At 68.0% G+C, this 15,965-nt stretch carries 15 protein-coding genes; 8 read left to right on the top strand and 7 right to left on the bottom strand.

The window, feature by feature from the left end; all coding sequences use genetic code 11:
• Window positions 1-744, top strand: a complete 744-nt coding sequence (locus tag B0293_RS24990; RefSeq protein ID WP_005160264.1) for an ESX secretion-associated protein EspG — start codon at window positions 1-3, stop codon at window positions 742-744.
• Here the strand turns inward: B0293_RS24990 and B0293_RS24985 are convergent.
• The 4 genes from B0293_RS24985 to B0293_RS24970 form a co-directional block, all read right to left on the bottom strand.
• Window positions 741-1,496, bottom strand: a complete 756-nt coding sequence (locus tag B0293_RS24985) for an amino acid ABC transporter ATP-binding protein (protein ID WP_005160263.1) — start codon at window positions 1,494-1,496, stop codon at window positions 741-743. The two genes, B0293_RS24990 and B0293_RS24985, sit on opposite strands and share 4 nt — an antisense overlap.
• Window positions 1,493-2,299 (bottom strand): amino acid ABC transporter permease, encoded by an 807-nt coding sequence (locus tag B0293_RS24980; RefSeq protein ID WP_005160261.1) that lies wholly within the window; start codon window positions 2,297-2,299, stop codon window positions 1,493-1,495. Before B0293_RS24980 ends, B0293_RS24985 begins: the two co-directional genes overlap by 4 nt.
• Before the next feature lie 70 nt (window positions 2,300-2,369).
• Window positions 2,370-3,191 carry a transporter substrate-binding domain-containing protein gene (locus B0293_RS24975; protein WP_005160259.1) on the bottom strand — a complete coding sequence of 274 codons (822 nt, stop codon included), beginning with the start codon at window positions 3,189-3,191 and terminating at the stop codon, window positions 2,370-2,372.
• Window positions 3,192-3,407: 216 nt separating this feature from the next.
• Window positions 3,408-3,752 (bottom strand): hypothetical protein, encoded by a 345-nt coding sequence (locus tag B0293_RS24970; RefSeq protein WP_143254637.1) that lies wholly within the window; start codon window positions 3,750-3,752, stop codon window positions 3,408-3,410.
• 142 nt (window positions 3,753-3,894) lie between these two features.
• On the opposite strand from B0293_RS24970, the gene B0293_RS24965 reads away from it, so the two are divergent.
• From B0293_RS24965 to B0293_RS24955, 3 genes are read left to right on the top strand one after another with little or no spacing between them, the layout of a single operon-like run.
• Window positions 3,895-5,571, top strand: coding sequence for a circularly permuted type 2 ATP-grasp protein (locus B0293_RS24965; RefSeq protein ID WP_052014506.1), 1,677 nt, complete (start codon window positions 3,895-3,897; stop codon window positions 5,569-5,571).
• 11 nt (window positions 5,572-5,582) lie between these two features.
• Window positions 5,583-6,530, top strand: coding sequence for an alpha-E domain-containing protein (locus B0293_RS24960; protein WP_005160255.1), 948 nt, complete (start codon window positions 5,583-5,585; stop codon window positions 6,528-6,530).
• A complete protein-coding gene (locus B0293_RS24955) occupies window positions 6,527-7,369 on the top strand; it encodes a transglutaminase family protein (protein WP_005160252.1) in 843 nt (280 codons plus the stop codon). The genes B0293_RS24960 and B0293_RS24955 overlap by 4 nt, the downstream gene beginning before the upstream one ends.
• Here B0293_RS24955 and B0293_RS24950 read toward each other — a convergent pair.
• The gene (locus B0293_RS24950) at window positions 7,366-8,370 is read right to left on the bottom strand and encodes a FecCD family ABC transporter permease (protein WP_005160248.1); all 1,005 of its coding nucleotides are present in this window, start codon (window positions 8,368-8,370) and stop codon (window positions 7,366-7,368) included. The genes B0293_RS24955 and B0293_RS24950 overlap by 4 nt on opposite strands.
• A complete protein-coding gene (locus B0293_RS24945) occupies window positions 8,367-9,350 on the bottom strand; it encodes a FecCD family ABC transporter permease (protein WP_005160245.1) in 984 nt (327 codons plus the stop codon). Before B0293_RS24945 ends, B0293_RS24950 begins: the two co-directional genes overlap by 4 nt.
• 114 nt (window positions 9,351-9,464) lie before the next feature.
• Here B0293_RS24945 and B0293_RS24940 point away from each other — a divergent pair, with 114 nt between their 5' ends.
• The gene (locus B0293_RS24940; RefSeq protein WP_005160242.1) at window positions 9,465-10,463 is read left to right on the top strand and encodes an ABC transporter substrate-binding protein; all 999 of its coding nucleotides are present in this window, start codon (window positions 9,465-9,467) and stop codon (window positions 10,461-10,463) included.
• An 87-nt stretch (window positions 10,464-10,550) separates the two neighbouring features.
• On the opposite strand, the gene B0293_RS24935 is transcribed toward B0293_RS24940, so the two are convergent.
• Complete coding sequence (locus tag B0293_RS24935; protein ID WP_005160241.1) at window positions 10,551-11,963, bottom strand: M20/M25/M40 family metallo-hydrolase; 1,413 nt, start codon at window positions 11,961-11,963, stop codon at window positions 10,551-10,553.
• 373 nt (window positions 11,964-12,336) lie between these two features.
• On the opposite strand from B0293_RS24935, the gene pdhA reads away from it, so the two are divergent.
• Genes pdhA through B0293_RS24920 form a run of 3 tightly spaced genes read left to right on the top strand, consistent with a single transcriptional unit; the run spans window position 12,337 to window position 15,905 of the window.
• The gene (gene pdhA, locus B0293_RS24930) at window positions 12,337-13,542 is read left to right on the top strand and encodes a pyruvate dehydrogenase (acetyl-transferring) E1 component subunit alpha (RefSeq protein ID WP_039918851.1); all 1,206 of its coding nucleotides are present in this window, start codon (window positions 12,337-12,339) and stop codon (window positions 13,540-13,542) included.
• A 1-nt stretch (window position 13,543) separates the two neighbouring features.
• Window positions 13,544-14,536: an alpha-ketoacid dehydrogenase subunit beta gene (locus B0293_RS24925; RefSeq protein WP_005160236.1), complete on the top strand. Its 993-nt coding sequence runs from the start codon at window positions 13,544-13,546 to the stop codon at window positions 14,534-14,536.
• Window positions 14,537-14,552: 16 nt separating this feature from the next.
• Window positions 14,553-15,905, top strand: a complete 1,353-nt coding sequence (locus B0293_RS24920) for a dihydrolipoamide acetyltransferase family protein (protein WP_005160235.1) — start codon at window positions 14,553-14,555, stop codon at window positions 15,903-15,905.
• Window positions 15,906-15,965 lie beyond the last annotated feature (60 nt).

Below are 15,965 nucleotides of genomic sequence, written 5' to 3'. Positions count from 1 at the left end.
GTGCTCCAGAAACCCGTCGAACTGACGCTCCAGACCTACGAAACCCTGCTGGACCACCACAATCTCGGCGACATCCACCCGACGCTCGTGCGCGGCGCGCAGTGGTACCTGCCCGAGGAGCGCCGCCAGCTGGCCGCGACCGCGCAGTCCGAATTGGACGGACAAGGACTGCTCCGGCGCGGCCGGATCGACGACGAATTCCTTGACACGCTGCGGTTCCTGCAGCGGCCGGCGGTCGAGTACTACTCGTGGGTGAAGTCGGAGGGGCGTGAACGGACCGTTCGCGCCGCGGGCAGTGGCCGCGAGGCGGTCACGGTCGTCCTCGTCGACAAGGTCGTCTACCTGAAGCCGACCCGGCCGGACACGCTCCCGCAGGATTTCACCGCTCTGCTTCCCGAGGCGCCGGGCGCGCGCACGCCGTCCTTGAACTGCTCGGAAGCCGACCTGCAAATCCTCATGAAGGGCGAGATGCTGACGGGCGCCGGCCCGAGCATCCGCGACGCCAAGAAGGTCCTCCAGTGGATCCGATCGCCGCACACCTTCTTCGGCAGGCTGTACGTCGCCATCCGTGACGGCGGCGGTAACCGGAAACGCGTCGAGCGGCCACCGGGCTGGATGGACACCGAACAGGGCCGCGTCGTGTTCGGCCCGGACGCCAAGGGCTGGGTGAGCCTCATGGGCGCCGGGCCGCACGACATCGCCTCGAAGGTCGTCCAGCTGGAGTCTCAGCTCCGGGGCCGCTAGCCCTGGTGGTTGGGGTTGAGCACCCGTGAGAGGAACGTCTTCGTGCGTTCCTCTTGCGGGTCGCCGATGACCTGGTCCGGCGCGCCCTGTTCGACGACGACGCCGCCGTCCATGAACAGCACGATGTCGGCCACCTCGCGGGCGAACTGCATCTCGTGCGTGACGACGAGCATCGTCATGCCCTCCTGCGCGAGCTGGCGCATGACAGCGAGCACGTCACCGACAAGCTCGGGGTCGAGCGCCGACGTCGGTTCGTCGAACAGCATGACGTCCGGGTCCATCGACAGCGCCCTGGCGATCGCGACGCGCTGCTGCTGTCCACCGGACAGCTGCGTCGGCAGCGAAGACTCCTTCTCTGCCAACCCAACCTTCGCGAGGTTGTCCCGCGCGACGCGCTCCGCCTCGTCCTTGCCGCGCTTCAAAACCTTGCGCTGCGCGACCGTGAGGTTGTCGAGCACGCTCAGGTGCGAGAAGAGGTTGAACGACTGGAAGACCATGCCGATCTTCGTGCGGGCGCCGTCGATGTCGACGTCCGGATCGGTGATCTCGCTGCCGTTGACGACGATCTTGCCCTGCTGCGGTTCCTCGAGGAGGTTGACGCAGCGCAGCAGCGTCGACTTGCCCGAACCCGACGGGCCGATGATGCAGACGACCTGACCGCGTTCGACTCGCAGGTCGATGCCCTTGAGTACCTCGAGTTCGCCGAACGCCTTGTGCAGTCCCGAAACCTCGACGATCGTCTGGCCGCTCATACCGTTCCTCCGCCGGGCACTCCGGCTCCGTATTTCTTCTCTAGCCGCTGTTGCAGGATCGACAGCGGGATGGTGATGACCAGATAACACAGCCCGGCGACGACGATCGGCGTCAGCCCCTTGGCCTCCAGCAGCGCCTGACGGCTGAACTGCGCCAGTTCCTGTTGCGCGGGCGTGGTGCCGAGCAGGAACGCCAGCGACGAGTCCTTTGTCAGCATGATCAGCTCGTTGGCCAGCGGCGGCAGGATGATCCGGAACGCCTGCGGGATCACGACGGTGATCATCGTGCGCGCGGGCGACATGCCGAGCGAACGCGCGGCTTCGACCTGTCCGCGCGGCACCGCCTGGATGCCGGCGCGAATGGTCTCCGCCATGTAGGCCGACGACACGATGCCCAGCGCCAGCATGATCGACACGTTCCGCGGCAGGAACACGTTCGGGAAGGCGATCGGCACCCCGACACCGACCGCCAGGAAGATCAGTAGCGCGGGCAGGCCGCGGAAGAATTCGATGTACCCGCGCGCGAACCAGCGGTACGGGCCGACCGAGGACAGTCTCATCAGCGCGAGCAGGAGGCCGAGGCCGAGGCCGAGCGCGAAGCCCAGCGCGGTGAAGATGATGGTGTTCTTCAGTGCGACCGTGATGACGTCCGGGAACTGCTTCGCGGCGACGTCGAGATCGAAGAACGCCTTGCCCAGCCGTCCCCAGTCGGCCAGGAACGCGAACACCACGACGATCACCAGCAGCAGCGCGTACTGCGCCCACCGGAACGCCGAGCGTCGCTGGCGGCGGCTCAGTGCCATTTCACTCCTCAAACAGGTGGTGACAAGCCTGTGGCCGGTGCACTGGGCACCGGCCACAGAGGACGGATTATCAACCGGCGGCCGGGCTGCCCGGCTGCCAGGTCGGCGCCTTGCCGAACCACTTCTGGTAGATCTGCGCGTACGAGCCGTCGGTGACCGAGGCCTTGAGGACCTCGTTGACCTGGGTGAGGAGGGCGGTGTTGCCCGTCTTCATGCCGATTCCGTAGAACTCGTTCGTCTTGAACTCCGTCACGACGGTGGTGTCGGGGTTCGTCTTCACGAAGTCGTAGAGCACGCCGTTGTCGTTGACGCCCGCGTCGATCTGGCCGCTCTTGACCGCCTGCTCCAGCAGCGCGAGGTCGTCGAAGGTGACGATCTCGGCGCCGGCGGCCTTTTCCTTGGCGTAGTCGGCACCGGTGGTGGCCGACTGGACACCGATCTTCTTGCCGGCGACGTTGCTCAGGTCCTTGATCGGCGAACCGGTCTTGACCAGCAGCGCCTGCGACGCCTCGAAGTACGGGTCGGAGAAGGCGAACTTCGCCTTGCGCTTGTCATTGATCGTCATCCCGGCGGCGGCGAGGTCGCACTGACCGGTGTTCATCGCCTCGCCGGACTCGATGTTCTCGAAGGCGATGTCGACGATGCTCTGCTCGACACCCAGCTTCTTCGCCACGAGGTCGACCAGGTCGACGTCGAAGCCGACGATCTTGTCACCCTGCTTGACCTGGAACGGCTGGTAGGGCAGGTGCGTGCAGGTGGTGAGCTTGCCGGAAGCGACGAGCTGGACGCCACCGGCCGCGGTGCCCTGCCCACCTTCCTCACCGCAAGCGGACAGCGCACCCGCGGCTAGGGCGAGCGCCGGGATCAGGGCGAGCGCTTTGAATCGGGCCACGTCGTCACTCCTTGTAGTTCCCATGTGTCGAGAGCACGCATATTGCCACTCATCCGGCGGCAAGCACAGCACCGAGACGTTACAGCGCTGTTTCCAGCGAAGATCGTCCCGACGACGGGATCGAGCCGACCTCGGTCCGGCGGGGTCCCGGCAGGGGTTCAACTGGCCCGGCACGTGAAACACGGTGGGGCGCCGAAGCGCCCCACCGCCGCCTTATTACTTGTTCCAGTAATCGAACTTGTAGCCGTTGTAGCAGATACCCGCACAGCTGGGGTCAACAGGAAAGTACTGGAGCGGCCCGACTTTGTAATAGCGGGCGAAGTTGCTCCGCTCACTGACACAGCTATTATAGTTATGGCCGCACCAACGACTGTTGACGTCCGCTACGCCGACACTGGTCGACGGCGCCGCCGCACCATCCTGAGCAGCCATCGCGACACCCGGAACAGCCAACGCCGCCACCGCGGCACCGGCCACGACGAACGCCTTCACAAGATTCTTCACAATTCCCCTTGAAATTGCATGAAAATTCAGAGTCTGCTTATCAAGCAGATAACGCACGAGTTTTACACATGGCGAAACGCCAAACAGAATCCAACCTTCCCCAGTCAGGTTTGAATACGCCCGGGGAGGCTAGCATCAGGTTGATCATTCCACCAAGCCGACCCCGGCACCTCGCGCCGGACGGGGTTCATGGGTCACGATGACCTCCATGAACAACAACTCGGCGCCGCGCCTCCCACCTGCGGGCCGCCGCCCTCGCGCGACCACTTCGGCGAGGCGGGCGGCGAAACCCCGGGCGTCAAAACCTGGAGCGCAGTTCGACGGCTATCTTTCGCCGTCCAGGCCGCACGCGGGGGCGTACGACGAGATGTTCACCGCCGACGGCACGGTCCGCCAGCCGTACCGGGCGCTCTACGAGTCGATCTCCGCGCTGACCTCGACGGACCTCACGTCCCGTTCAGCGGCAATCGACCGGGCGATGGTGGATCAGGGCATCACCTTCTCACTGTCCGGCCAGGAACGTCCCTTTCCGCTCGACCTCGTGCCGCGGGTGATCACTTCGTCCGAATGGAGCAAACTCGAACGCGGTGTGGCGCAACGGGTCCGTGCGCTCGAAGCCTTCCTCGCCGACGCGTACGGCGACCGGCAGATCTTGCGAGAGGGCGTTCTCCCGCGACGGCTGATCACCTCGTGTGAGCATTTCCAGCGCGAGGCGTTCGGGATCAACCCGCCCAACGGCGTCCGCATCCACGTGTCCGGTGTGGACCTGGTGCGCGACGAAGAGGGGACTTTCCGGGTACTGGAGGACAACCTCCGCAACCCGTCGGGTGTCTCGTACGTGATGGAGAACCGGCGCACGATGGCGCGCGTGTTCCCGGACCTGTTCGCTCAGCACCGGGTGCGCCCGGTCGGCGACTACGCCTCGCATCTGCTGCGCGCGCTGCGGGCGGCGGCCGCGGCGAACGTCGCCGACCCGATGGTCGTCGTGCTCACGCCCGGCGTGCACAACTCCGCGTACTTCGAGCATTCGCTGCTGGCCCGGCTGATGGGCGTCGAGCTGGTCGAAGGCCGCGACATGTTCTGCCGGGACAACGTCGTCTACCTGCGCACCACGGAGGGGGAACAGCAGGTCGACGTCATCTACCGGCGCATCGACGACGAGTTCCTCGATCCGGTGCACTACCGGCCGGACTCCGTGCTCGGTGTCGCCGGGGTCCTCAACGCGGCCCGGGCGGGCAACGTGGTGATCGCGAACGCGGTCGGCAACGGGGTCGGCGACGACAAGCTCGTCTACACCTACGTGCCCGAGATGGTGAAGTACTACCTCAACGAGAAGCCGCTGCTGCCCAACGTGGACACCTTCCGGTGCTGGCTGCCGGACGAGTTCGACCACGTCATGCAGCACATGGACGAGCTGGTGATCAAGCCGGTCGAGGGCTCCGGCGGCTACGGCATCGTGTTCGGGCCCGAAGCGACACCGGCCGAGCTGACCGCGTTGAAGCGGAAGGTCCGGGCGAACAAACGCGGCTGGATCGCCCAGCCCGTCGTCCAGCTGTCCACCGTTCCGTCCAAAGTGGACGAAAGGCTCGCGCCGCGCCACGTCGATCTGAGGCCGTTCGCGGTCAACGACGGCAAGGAGATCTTCGTCCTACCGGGCGGGCTGACCAGGGTCGCGCTGCCGGAAGGCAGCCTGGTGGTCAACTCGTCGCAGGGCGGCGGTTCGAAGGACACGTGGGTGCTGGCGCCGCGATCCTCGACGGCGGAACGGGAACTGGAGCGGCCCGCGCTCGGCGCACTGTCCCATGTGGACGGTCTGATCGCCGAACAGGGCCCCGAGCTGACCACCACCCAGCAACAGCAGCAGCAACAGGCCTAAGGGAGGTTGATGTGCTCGCCCGCAACGCGGAATCGCTCTACTGGATCGGCCGATACGTCGAACGCGCCGACGACACCTCCCGGATCCTCAACGTCTCCGTGCACCAGCTGCTCGAAGACGCGAGCGTCGACCCGGACCACGCGAGCCGCCAGCTGCTCGCCGTCCTCGGCATCAGCCCGGAGGGCATGGACTCCCTCGACGTGTGGAAACTGACCGAACTGGTCGCCTACGCCAAGGACAACCCGGCGTCGATCGTCGGCTCGATCAACTCCGCCCGCGAGAACACGCGCGGCGCCCGCGAGGTCGTCTCGACCGAGCTGTGGGAATGCCTGAACGCGACCTGGAACGCGGTACCGGACAGGCAGCGGTACGCGCGCCGCGCCGGGCCGCACGCCTTCCTTTCCTTCGTCGAGGAGCGCGCGGCGATGTTCGCCGGGCTCGCGGATTCGACGATGAGCCGCGACGACGGCTGGCTGTTCATGGTGCTCGGCCGCTCGGTCGAACGCGCGGACATGGTGGTGCGGCTGCTGCTTTCGCGGGTCCAGGACAGCGCGTCCTCACCCGGCTGGATCACCGTGCTCCGCTCGGCGGGCGCGCAGGACACCTACCTGCGGACTTATCGTGGCGCACTCGACGCGGCCCGGGTCGTGCAGTTCCTGATGCGGGACACGCTCTTCCCGCGTTCGGTGTTCCACGCGCTGCGGCAGGCCGAGGAATGCCTGGAGCGGCTGGACCCCGGCGTCAACTCGCGGGCCAACGAGAAGTCCGAGGCGCTGCGGCAGCTCGGCCGCGCCCGCAGCGAACTGGAGTTCCTGCGGCAGTCGGATCTGCTGGAGGACCTGCCGAAACGGCTCGTCACCCTGCAGACGTCGATCAAGGACATCGGCGACGCGGTTTCGGTGCAGTACTTCCATTCGTCGCCGTGGGTGGCCTGGAGCGGTGCGGAGGTTTCGCTGTGACCTGGCAGCTTCGGGTGGCCCACCGGACCGGATACCGGTACGCGACGCCGGCCACGCAGTCGTACAACGAGGCGCGGCTGACCCCGCGTTCGGATCGGCGGCAGACCACGGTCGTGAACCGCGTCGAGACGACCCCCGCGACCCGTGCCTATCGCTACACGGACTACTGGGGCACCGTCGTGACCTCGTTCGACCTTCACGCGCCGCACACCGAGTTCACCGTGCTCGCGACGTCGGTGGTCGAGACCGCCGACGAAGGCGAGCCGATCCGTTCGGCGTCGTGGAAGGACCTTCGCGGCGACACCGTGGTCGACCACCGCACCGAGTACCTGACGCCGACGGCGTACACGCCGCGCGATCCCGAGCTGTCGAAGGTCGCACGCGAACTGCGGAAGGGACTCGACCCGGCGGAGGCCGTGCTCGCCGTCTGCGAATGGGTCAACCAGCAGCTCAAGTACCAGCCGGGAACCACCGGTGTGCACAGCACGGCGACCGACGCCTGGCAGGCACGCGAAGGGGTTTGCCAGGACTTCGCGCATGTGACACTGGTGATGCTGCGCGCGATCGGCGTCCCGGCGAGGTACGTCTCCGGCTACCTGCACACGAAACCGGAGGCGAAGCTCGGCGAGACGGTCGAGGGCGAAAGTCACGCCTGGGTCGACGTCTGGACCGGCGGCTGGTGGGCCTACGACCCGACGAACGCGATCCCGGTCGGACCGCGGCACGTCTGGGTCGCCTACGGCCGCGACTACGCCGACGTGCCGCCGCTCAAGGGGATCTTCACCGGCGGCGGTCAGTCCACTTTGGACGTCTCGGTGCAGCTGACCCGGCTGACCTAAGCCCGTCGCCGCAGCAACAGCCAGAGCAGGTACACGCCGCCGAGGGCCGCCGCGACGACACCTGCCGGAAGCAGCGAAGACTCCAGCAGGCGCTGGCCGAGGTAGTCGGCCGCGACGACCAGGGTCGCCCCGACGAAGGCCGACGCCACCAGGTTGGGTCCCGGCAGGCGTGTCATCCGGCGGGCCAGCTGCGGCGCGGCGAGGGCGATGAACGGGAGCGGCCCGGTCGTCGCGGTGGCGGCGGCGACCAGCCCGACGGCGACCAGCACCAGGGTGAGCCGCACGCGGGGGACGTCGACGCCGATGCCGGTCGCGGTGTCGTCGCCCATCTCCAGCATGCGCAGCGCGCGGCCGTTCGCGAACACGATCGGCACGAAGACCGCCATCGCGACGGACAGGGGCACGAAATAGGTCCAATCGCGACCCGAAAAGTCGCCGACCAGCCAGCCGACCGCCTGCGCGGCCGCTTCGAGGTTCGCCTTGACCAGCAGGTACGAGTTCACGCCGACCAGCACCGCGCTGACCGCGATCCCGATCAGCACCAGCCGCGAACTCAGCAGACCGTGTGGCGCGCACAGCGCCATCACGAGCAGCGCGGTCAGCAGCCCGCCCGCCAGCGCGCCGAGCGAGACCAGGCCTGGGCCGGAGCCGAAGAACAGCAGCGTCACGATGCCGCCGGTCGCCGAACCCGTGGTGAACCCGATGACGTCCGGGCTGCCCAGCGGATTGCGGGTGATCGTCTGGAAGATCGTCCCCGCCAGTGCCAGCGCGGCGCCGACGAGGATCGCGACCAGCACCCGCGGCAGCCGTCCCATGACGACCAGGTACTGCGCCTTCGTACCCGAACCGGCCAGCGTCGTGAGCACTTCGCCGGGACTCATCTCGTAGTCGCCCGTGCCGACCGAAAGCACGACGAGGGCCAGCGTCACCAGGGCCAGCGCGGCGACGACGATCAGCGATCGCCTGTCCAAACCGGACTCTCGGCGGACGTACGCGGTCATCGGCGCACCGCCTTCAGACGGCGGGCCACGATCACGAACGCGATCCCGCCGACGACCTCGGTCATCACACCCACCTGGATCTCGGCAGGCGAAGCGGCCACCCGGCCGAGGACGTCGCAGCCGAGCAGCAGCACCGGTCCGAGCAGCGCCGAAAGCAGCATCACCCAGCGCTCGTCCTGACCGACCAGCGACCGGACGACGTGCGGGATCATCAGGCCGACGAAGGCGATCGGCCCGCAGGCCGCGGTCGCCGCCGCCGACAGCAGCCCGACGGCGACCATCCCGGCGACGCGGACTAGCGCCGGATTCGCGCCGAGCCCCCGGGCGGTGTCCTCACCCAGTGCCAGCGCGTTCAGCGCGCGGGCCAGCACGACCGCGATCACCACGCCCGCCACGAAGAACGGCAGCAGCACCGACAGCTGGCCCAGGTCCCGGTTCACCAGCGAACCGACCAGCCAGAACCGCATGGCCTGCAGGTTGTGCGTGTTGATCATCTGCATCGCCTGGTTGATCCCGATGAACACCGCCTGGATCGCGACCCCGGCCAGCACCAGCCGCAGCGGGCTCGTCGCGCCGCGTGTCCCGCCGATCACCGAGACCAGCGCGGTTCCCACGAGAGCCCCGCCGAAAGCGAACCAGACGTACTGGCCGGGCGAAGTCACCGAGAACACCGCGGAGCCGAGCACGATCGCGACGGCGGCGCCGTGGTTGATGCCGAGCAGGCCGGGTTCGGCGACCGGGTTGCGGGTGATCGCCTGCATCAGCGCGCCCGCCAGGCCCAGCGCCATCCCGACCAGGACACCGAGCACCGTGCGCGGCAGGCGGTCGTCGCGGACGACGACGTCGTTGTAGCCGCCGTCGTAGGCGAAGAGGGCGTGCAGCACTTCGCCGAGCGAAAGCCGGTTCGACCCGAAGCCGATCGAAAGCAGGACGACCGCGACGAGCGCGATGAGCGACCCCACGAGGACCAGCGTTCTCACGGAAACGCTGGTCCTGGGTGATCTGACGCGCTCCGTGACCTGGACCATGGCCCTCACAGTAAGCGAAGGCTAGCCTAACGACGAAACCCGGCTCGACGGCGAAAGAAGATCTCCATGCACCTCTCCCGGCGCGGCTTCCTGGCCGGCACCGCGGCGCTCGGCGCCACCGGCTTCCTGACCGCCTGCGGCTATCAGGACGAAGCGCCCACGCAGGGAGCGGGCGCGACCTGGTCCTTCACCGACGACCGCGGCCGCAAACTCGAAGGCGAGCGGCCCACCCGGATCGTCGCGCAGGTGACCGCCGCGGCGGCGCTGTGGGACCTCGGCGTGAAGTCGGTCGGGATCTTCGGCCCGTCGAAGTTCGCCGACGGCAAGCCGGACCCGCAGGCGGGCGGCGTCGACCTGAACACGGTGACCTCGCTCGGGAACGTGTGGAACGAGTTCAACTTCGACAAGTTCGTCTCGCTGAACCCGCAGCTGCTGATCAGCGTGATGTACCTCAAGGAACAGATGTGGTACGTCCCGGACACGCAGACGGAGAAGATCGACAAGGCCGCGCCGAGCGTCGGGATCCGGCTGCAGGACATCTCGATGCCCGAGGGGATCGAGAAGTTCATCTCGCTCGCGAAGGCGCTCGGCGCCGACACCGAAACTCCGGCGATCAGGGCCGCGAAAGAGGAGTACGAGAAGGCCGACGCCGCGCTCGGCGAGGCGGCGAAGAAGGCGGCCGGGCTGAAGATCCTGCTGGTGTCCGCACAGAAGGACGCCGTCTACGTCTCGAACGCGCCGAAGTTCGCGACCTCGAAGCACTACCAGGGCAAGGGCCTGAACTTCGTCACGCCGGAGGCTCCGGACGAGAGCCAGGGCGGCTACTACCAGCAGATCAGCTGGGAGAACATCGGCAAGTACCCCGCCGACGTGATCATGTACGACAACCGAGGCGGTTCGCTCTCGCTCGGCCCGGACGGGCTCGGCGGCGTGCCGACCTGGGCGCAGCTGCCGGCGGTGAAGGCCGGGAAGCTGATCCCCTGGAACAACGAGACGCCGTTCTCGTACCAGCGCTTCACGCCGCAGCTGACGGAGCTGACCGCGGCACTGAACAAGTTCGCCTGAGTCCCTCCGCCGCACTTCGTCCTCTGGATGCGGTCCTTGCACACGCAAGTACCTCATCCAGAGGACGAAACGCGACCGGTCCAGTCGTCAGCTCCGGGCGTGCGCGTCCAGGATGTGCGCGACCGCCTCGGTGACCCGCTGCGCGAAGTCGATGTTCAGCCACTCGTCCGGCACGTGGATGTTCGAGTCCGGCCCGCAGGCGCCGGTGACCACGAACTGCGCCTCCGGGTACTTCTCGCCGAGCAGCCCCATGAACGGGATCGACCCGCCCATGCCGAAGCTCTTGTGCGGCTCACCGAAGACCTCGCCGCTCACGTGGTGCAGGACCTTGTCGAGCCACGGCGCGGTGTCCGGTGCGTTCCAGCCGTTCTCGGCCTGGAAATCGCCGAGCTCCACCGAAGCGTCGTAAGGCACGTCGGTGGTGAGCACGCGGCGGACCGCCTCCATCGCGGCCTGCGCGTTCGCGGTCGGCGGGAGCCGGAAGCTCAGGGTGAGCGTGGTGCTGTCGCGCAGCACGTTGCCCGCCTCGGCCGGGAGCGGGAAGCCCTCCGCGCCGATCACCGAAAGCGTCGGCCGCCACGAGTTGTTGAGCAGCAGTTCCAGATCGTCGTCGGACACCGTCCGGCCGACCACCGGGAAGAGCGTCTTCGCCGCGCCGGGCGCGATCTCGACGACACCGCGAGCGTCCTCGACGCGGTTCTCCGGGATGTCGACGCTCAGTTCGGCGAGCTTGATCTCGCCGGTCTCGGCGTTCTCGATCCGGTCGAGCAGTGCGCGCAGGACGCGGAACGAACTCGCCACGATGCCGCTGGCCATACCGGAGTGCTGAGCGGACTCGAGCACCTTCACGGTGACGTTGACGTGCAGCATGCCGCGGAGGCTGGTGGTCAGCCACAGTCGCTTGTAGTCGGTGCCGCCGGCGTCGAGACAGACGACCAGCGTGACCTCGCCGAGCTTCTCCTTCAGATGCTCGACGTAGGCGGGCAAGTCCGGACTGCCGGACTCCTCACCGGTCTCCAGCAGCACGACCGCGCGGGAGTGCTCGCCACCGGCGGCGTGTACGGCCTCGATCGCCGTCGTCGCCGCGTAGCCCGAGTAGCCGTCGTCGACGGCGCCGCGGCCGTACAGCCTGCCGTCGCGGATCACCGGCGTCCACGGGTCGAGCCCCTCCGACCAGCCACCGACCGGGGGCTGCTTGTCGAGGTGCCCGTACATCAGCACGGTGCCCTTTTCGGCCGCGTCGGACGTCGCCGGGATGTCGACGACCAGCAACGGGCTACGGCCTTCGAGTTCCACGACCTCGAGCGTCGCGCCGGGGATCTCCCGGGCGGCGATCCAGGAGCGGACATGCTCGACGGCGGCGGCCAGATGGCCGGTCTTCGCCCACTCGGCGTCGAACGCCGGCGACAAGGCGGGGATCGCCACCAGGCCGGACAGGCTCGGAACGACTTCGTCGGTCCAGTTCGAAACCACGGATTCGCGTACGGATTTCTGCTCCACGTCCGCCATCCTGCCACGCCCGAACGAGCGTGTGATGGATCACAGCGGCGGGCACGGATCGTCATCGATCAAGCCGGGCAGGACACCCGTCCGGGTTCGCCGTCCGCTGGTCGGCCCGCGAGTGAAACCCCTACTTTCGGCGGCCCCACACTCGGGCTTCCTAGCATTTTCCCTGATCAGACACCGTTTCTCAGCAACAAATCAGCATCCTGCCCTGACCAAAACGGCGTCCGGCATGCCAGGATGTGCGCACGAACCGTCAACGCCGATGGTGACCCAGCGCTTCAGATCCGACGCGCTGGTCCCCGCCGGCGCAGTCACTGTGGCCGCCACAAGTGGCCGCCAGAGGCGCCGACATCAAGGAGAGCAGCGCATGCCGTCCGAACACTGGACGCACCCGGAACCTGGAGACGGTCCCGCCGCCGTAGCGGCGCAACCTTCCCCCGAACAGGTGATCGCCGGTTTGCGAGCAACGAGCGAAGGTGGCGCTGAGCTGACTCAGCTGCTCACCCCCGAAGGCGAACGGGTCTCGTCGCCGCAATTCGACCGCTACGTCGACGACATCGACGCCGAAGCCCTCAAGGGCCTGTACCGCGACATGGTCCTGGTCCGCCGCGCGGACCGCGAGGCCAACGCGATGCAGCGCCAGGGCCAGCTCGGCATCTGGGTGCCGCTGCTCGGGCAGGAGGCCGCGCAGATCGGCTCCGGCCGCGCGCTGCGGAAGGGGGACATGGCGTTCCCCAGCTACCGCGAGCACGGTGTCGCGTACACCCGCGGCGTCGACCTCAAAGAGGTGCTCGGCATCTTCCGCTGCACCGACCACAGCGGCTGGGACTACAAGGCCCACGGCTTCCACCCGTACACCATCGTGATCGGCAACCAGGTGCTCAACGCCGCCGGGTACGCGATGGGCCAGAAGTTCGAAGGCAAGGTCGGCGACGACGACAGCGAAGCGACCATCTGTTACTTCGGTGACGGAGCGACTTCGCAGGGCGACGTGCACGAAGGCTTCGTCTGGGCCGCCGTCTACGACGCGCCGCTCGTGTTCTTCTGCCAGAACAACCAGTGGGCGATCTCGGAGCCCACCGAACGCCAGTCGCGCCTGCCGCTGTACCAGCGCGCCCGCGGTTACGGCTTCCCCGGCATCCGGGTGGACGGCAACGACGTCCTCGCCTGCCTCGCGGTCTCCCGCTGGGCGCTGGAGGAGTGCCGTCACGGCAACGGCCCGGTGCTGATCGAGGCGTTCACCTACCGGATGGACGCGCACACCACCACCGACGACCCCACCCGCTACCGGCTCTCCGACGAGCTGGAGGAGTGGAAGCTGAAGGACCCGATCGAGCGCGTCCGGGCGTACCTCGCCCGCGGTGGCGGCGCCGACCAGGCGTTCTTCGACCAGGTGCAGGCCGATTCGGACGCCTTCGCGGCCGAGCTTCGCGAGTACTGCTTCAACATGCCCGAACCGCCACCGGACCGGATCTTCTCCAACGTGTACGCGGAGTCCACGCCGCTGCTGGACGCGCAGCGCGAAGAGTTCCTGTCCTACATGGACGGTTTCGTCGGGGCGGGTGAGCACTGAAATGGCCGACCTCCAGAAACTCACCATCGGCAAGGCACTCAACCTCGGCCTCCGGCGCGCCATGGAAGAGGACCCGAAGGTCCTGATCATGGGTGAGGACGTCGGCAAGCTCGGCGGCGTCTTCCGCATCACCGACGGTCTCCAGAAGGACTTCGGCGAGCAGCGCGTCCTGGACACGCCGCTCGCGGAATCGGGCATCATCGGCACCGCGGTCGGCCTCGCCGTCCGCGGTTTCCGCCCGGTGTGCGAGATCCAGTTCGAGGGCTTCATCTTCCCGGGCTTCGACCAGATCTCCAGCCAGGTCGCGAAGCTGCACTACCGGACGCAGGGCAAGATCAAGATGCCCATCGTGATCCGGGTGCCGTTCGGCGGCGGGATCGGCGCGGTCGAGCACCACTCGGAGTCGCCGGAATCGCTGTTCGCGCACATCCCCGGCCTCAAGGTCGTGTCGGTTTCGAACGCGGTCGACGCCTACTGGGGCATCCAGCAGGCGATCAAGTCCGACGACCCGATCCTGTTCTTCGAGCCCAAGAAGCTGTACCACTCGGGCGCGATGAAATCCGAGGTCGACGTCGAGGCCACGCCGGACGAACTGTTCAAGTCCCGCGTCGTCCGCGAAGGCACGACGGCCACCGTCGTCGCGTACGGCCCGTCGGTGAAGGTCGCGCTCGACGCGGCGACCGCCGCCGAGGACGAGGGCAAGTCGCTGGAGGTCATCGACCTGCGGACGCTGTCCCCGCTCGACCTGGCGCCGGTGTTCGAGTCGGTGCGCAAGACCGGACGGCTCATCGCGCTGAGCGAGGCGCCGTCGGAGTCGTCGCTGACCTCGGAGATCGCCGCGCGCGTGCAGCAGGAATGCTTCTACTCGCTGGAAGCCCCCGTGCTGCGGGTGACCGGATTCGACACGCCGTACCCGCCTGCCAAGCTCGAGGAGCACTACCTCCCCGACCTGGACCGGGTGCTGCACACCGTCGACCGTTCGCTCGCCTGGTAAGGGGGAAGTTCCTGAAATGCCCGAGTACAAACACTTCCCCCTCGCCGACACGGCGGAGGGGCTGACCGAGGCCGACATCATCGCCTGGCAGGTCAAGCCGGGTGACACGGTGACGGTGAACCAGATCGTCGTCGAGGTCGAGACCGCGAAGGCGGCCGTCGAACTGCCCATCCCGTGGGCGGGCGTCGTCACCGAACTGCTCGTCGAGCCGGGTCAGACGGTGGAGGTCGGCGCGCCGATCCTCACCATCGACGTCGACCCGGGCGGCAAGGCGGCCCCGGCACCGGCCGCCGCTCCCGCCGCCGAAGAGCCGGCGGAAGAGGAGATGAAGCCGCTGGTCGGCTACGGCTCCAAGGCCGTCGTCACGCAGCGGCGGGCACGGAAGGGCACTGCCGCTCCCGTGGCCGCTGCTCCCGCTCCGGTGGCTGTGGCGCCCGCGCCTGTCGCCACTCCCGCGCCTGTCGCGCCTGCCAAGCCGAAGGGCGGGTACGTCCCGCGGGCGAAGCCGCCGGTGCGGAAGCTCGCCAAGGACCTCGGCGTCGACCTGCACGCGCTCACCGGCACCGCCGACGGCGGCGTCATCACCCGTGACGACGTGCACGCCGCCGCCAATGGTTCCGCCGCCCCGGCCGCTGCCGTGTCCACTGTTGACAGTGGCTACGACCCGGCGACGCGGGAACGCCGCGTGCCGATCAAGGGTGTCCGCAAGGCCACCGCGGCCGCGATGGTGCAGAGCGCCTACACCGCCCCGCACGTCACGGAGTTCCTCACCATCGACGTCACGCCGATGATGGAATTCCGGGAGAAGCTGAAGAAGTCGCGCGAGTTCGCCGGGGTCAAGGTCACCCCGCTGACCTTCGCGGCGAAGGCCGTCTGCCTGGCGGCCAAGCGCACTCCGGACGTCAACGCGGTGTGGGACGAGGCGGCGCAGGAGATCGTCTACAAGGACTACGTGCACCTCGGGATCGCCGCGGCCACGCCGCGCGGGCTCGTCGTGCCCAAGGTCCGTGACGCGGACGCGATGTCCCTCAAGGAACTCGCGATCGCGCTCACCGAGCTGACCGACGTCGCCCGCGAGGGCAAGACCACCCCGGCGGCCATGCTCGGCGGCACGATCACCATCACCAACGTCGGCGTCTTCGGCGTCGACACCGGTACGCCGATCATCAACCCCGGCGAGTCCGCGATCCTGTGCCTCGGCGCGATCAAGGACACCCCGTGGGTGGTCGACGGCGAGATCAAGGTGCGCAAGGTGCTCCAGCTTTCGCTGAGCTTCGACCACCGCGTGGTCGACGGGCAGCAGGGTTCGGAGTTCCTGGCCGACGTCGGCGCCTTGCTGGCCGACCCCGCGGTCGCGATCACCTACTGACGTTTCGCGCGTGAAGGCCCCCTTCCCTCGACTGAGCCGAGGGAAGGGGGCCTTCACGCG

The sequence above is a fragment of the Amycolatopsis azurea DSM 43854 genome, assembly GCF_001995215.1.
GTDB lineage: Bacteria > Actinomycetota > Actinomycetes > Mycobacteriales > Pseudonocardiaceae > Amycolatopsis > Amycolatopsis azurea.
This window is presented reverse-complemented; position numbering and strand designations above follow the sequence as displayed.

Excerpts from the sequence above, each read along its gene's own strand:
- B0293_RS24985 (WP_005160263.1), bottom strand. The coding sequence starts at position 1,496 with ATGAGCGGCCAGACGATCGTCGAGGTTTCGGGACTGCACAAGGCGTTC.
- B0293_RS24980 (WP_005160261.1), bottom strand. The coding sequence starts at position 2,299 with ATGGCACTGAGCCGCCGCCAGCGACGCTCGGCGTTCCGGTGGGCGCAG.
- B0293_RS24965 (WP_052014506.1), top strand. The coding sequence starts at position 3,895 with ATGACCTCCATGAACAACAACTCGGCGCCGCGCCTCCCACCTGCGGGC.
- B0293_RS24950 (WP_005160248.1), bottom strand. The coding sequence starts at position 8,370 with ATGACCGCGTACGTCCGCCGAGAGTCCGGTTTGGACAGGCGATCGCTG.
- B0293_RS24940 (WP_005160242.1), top strand. The coding sequence starts at position 9,465 with ATGCACCTCTCCCGGCGCGGCTTCCTGGCCGGCACCGCGGCGCTCGGC.
- pdhA (WP_039918851.1), top strand. The coding sequence starts at position 12,337 with ATGCCGTCCGAACACTGGACGCACCCGGAACCTGGAGACGGTCCCGCC.
- B0293_RS24925 (WP_005160236.1), top strand. The coding sequence starts at position 13,544 with ATGGCCGACCTCCAGAAACTCACCATCGGCAAGGCACTCAACCTCGGC.
- B0293_RS24920 (WP_005160235.1), top strand. The coding sequence starts at position 14,553 with ATGCCCGAGTACAAACACTTCCCCCTCGCCGACACGGCGGAGGGGCTG.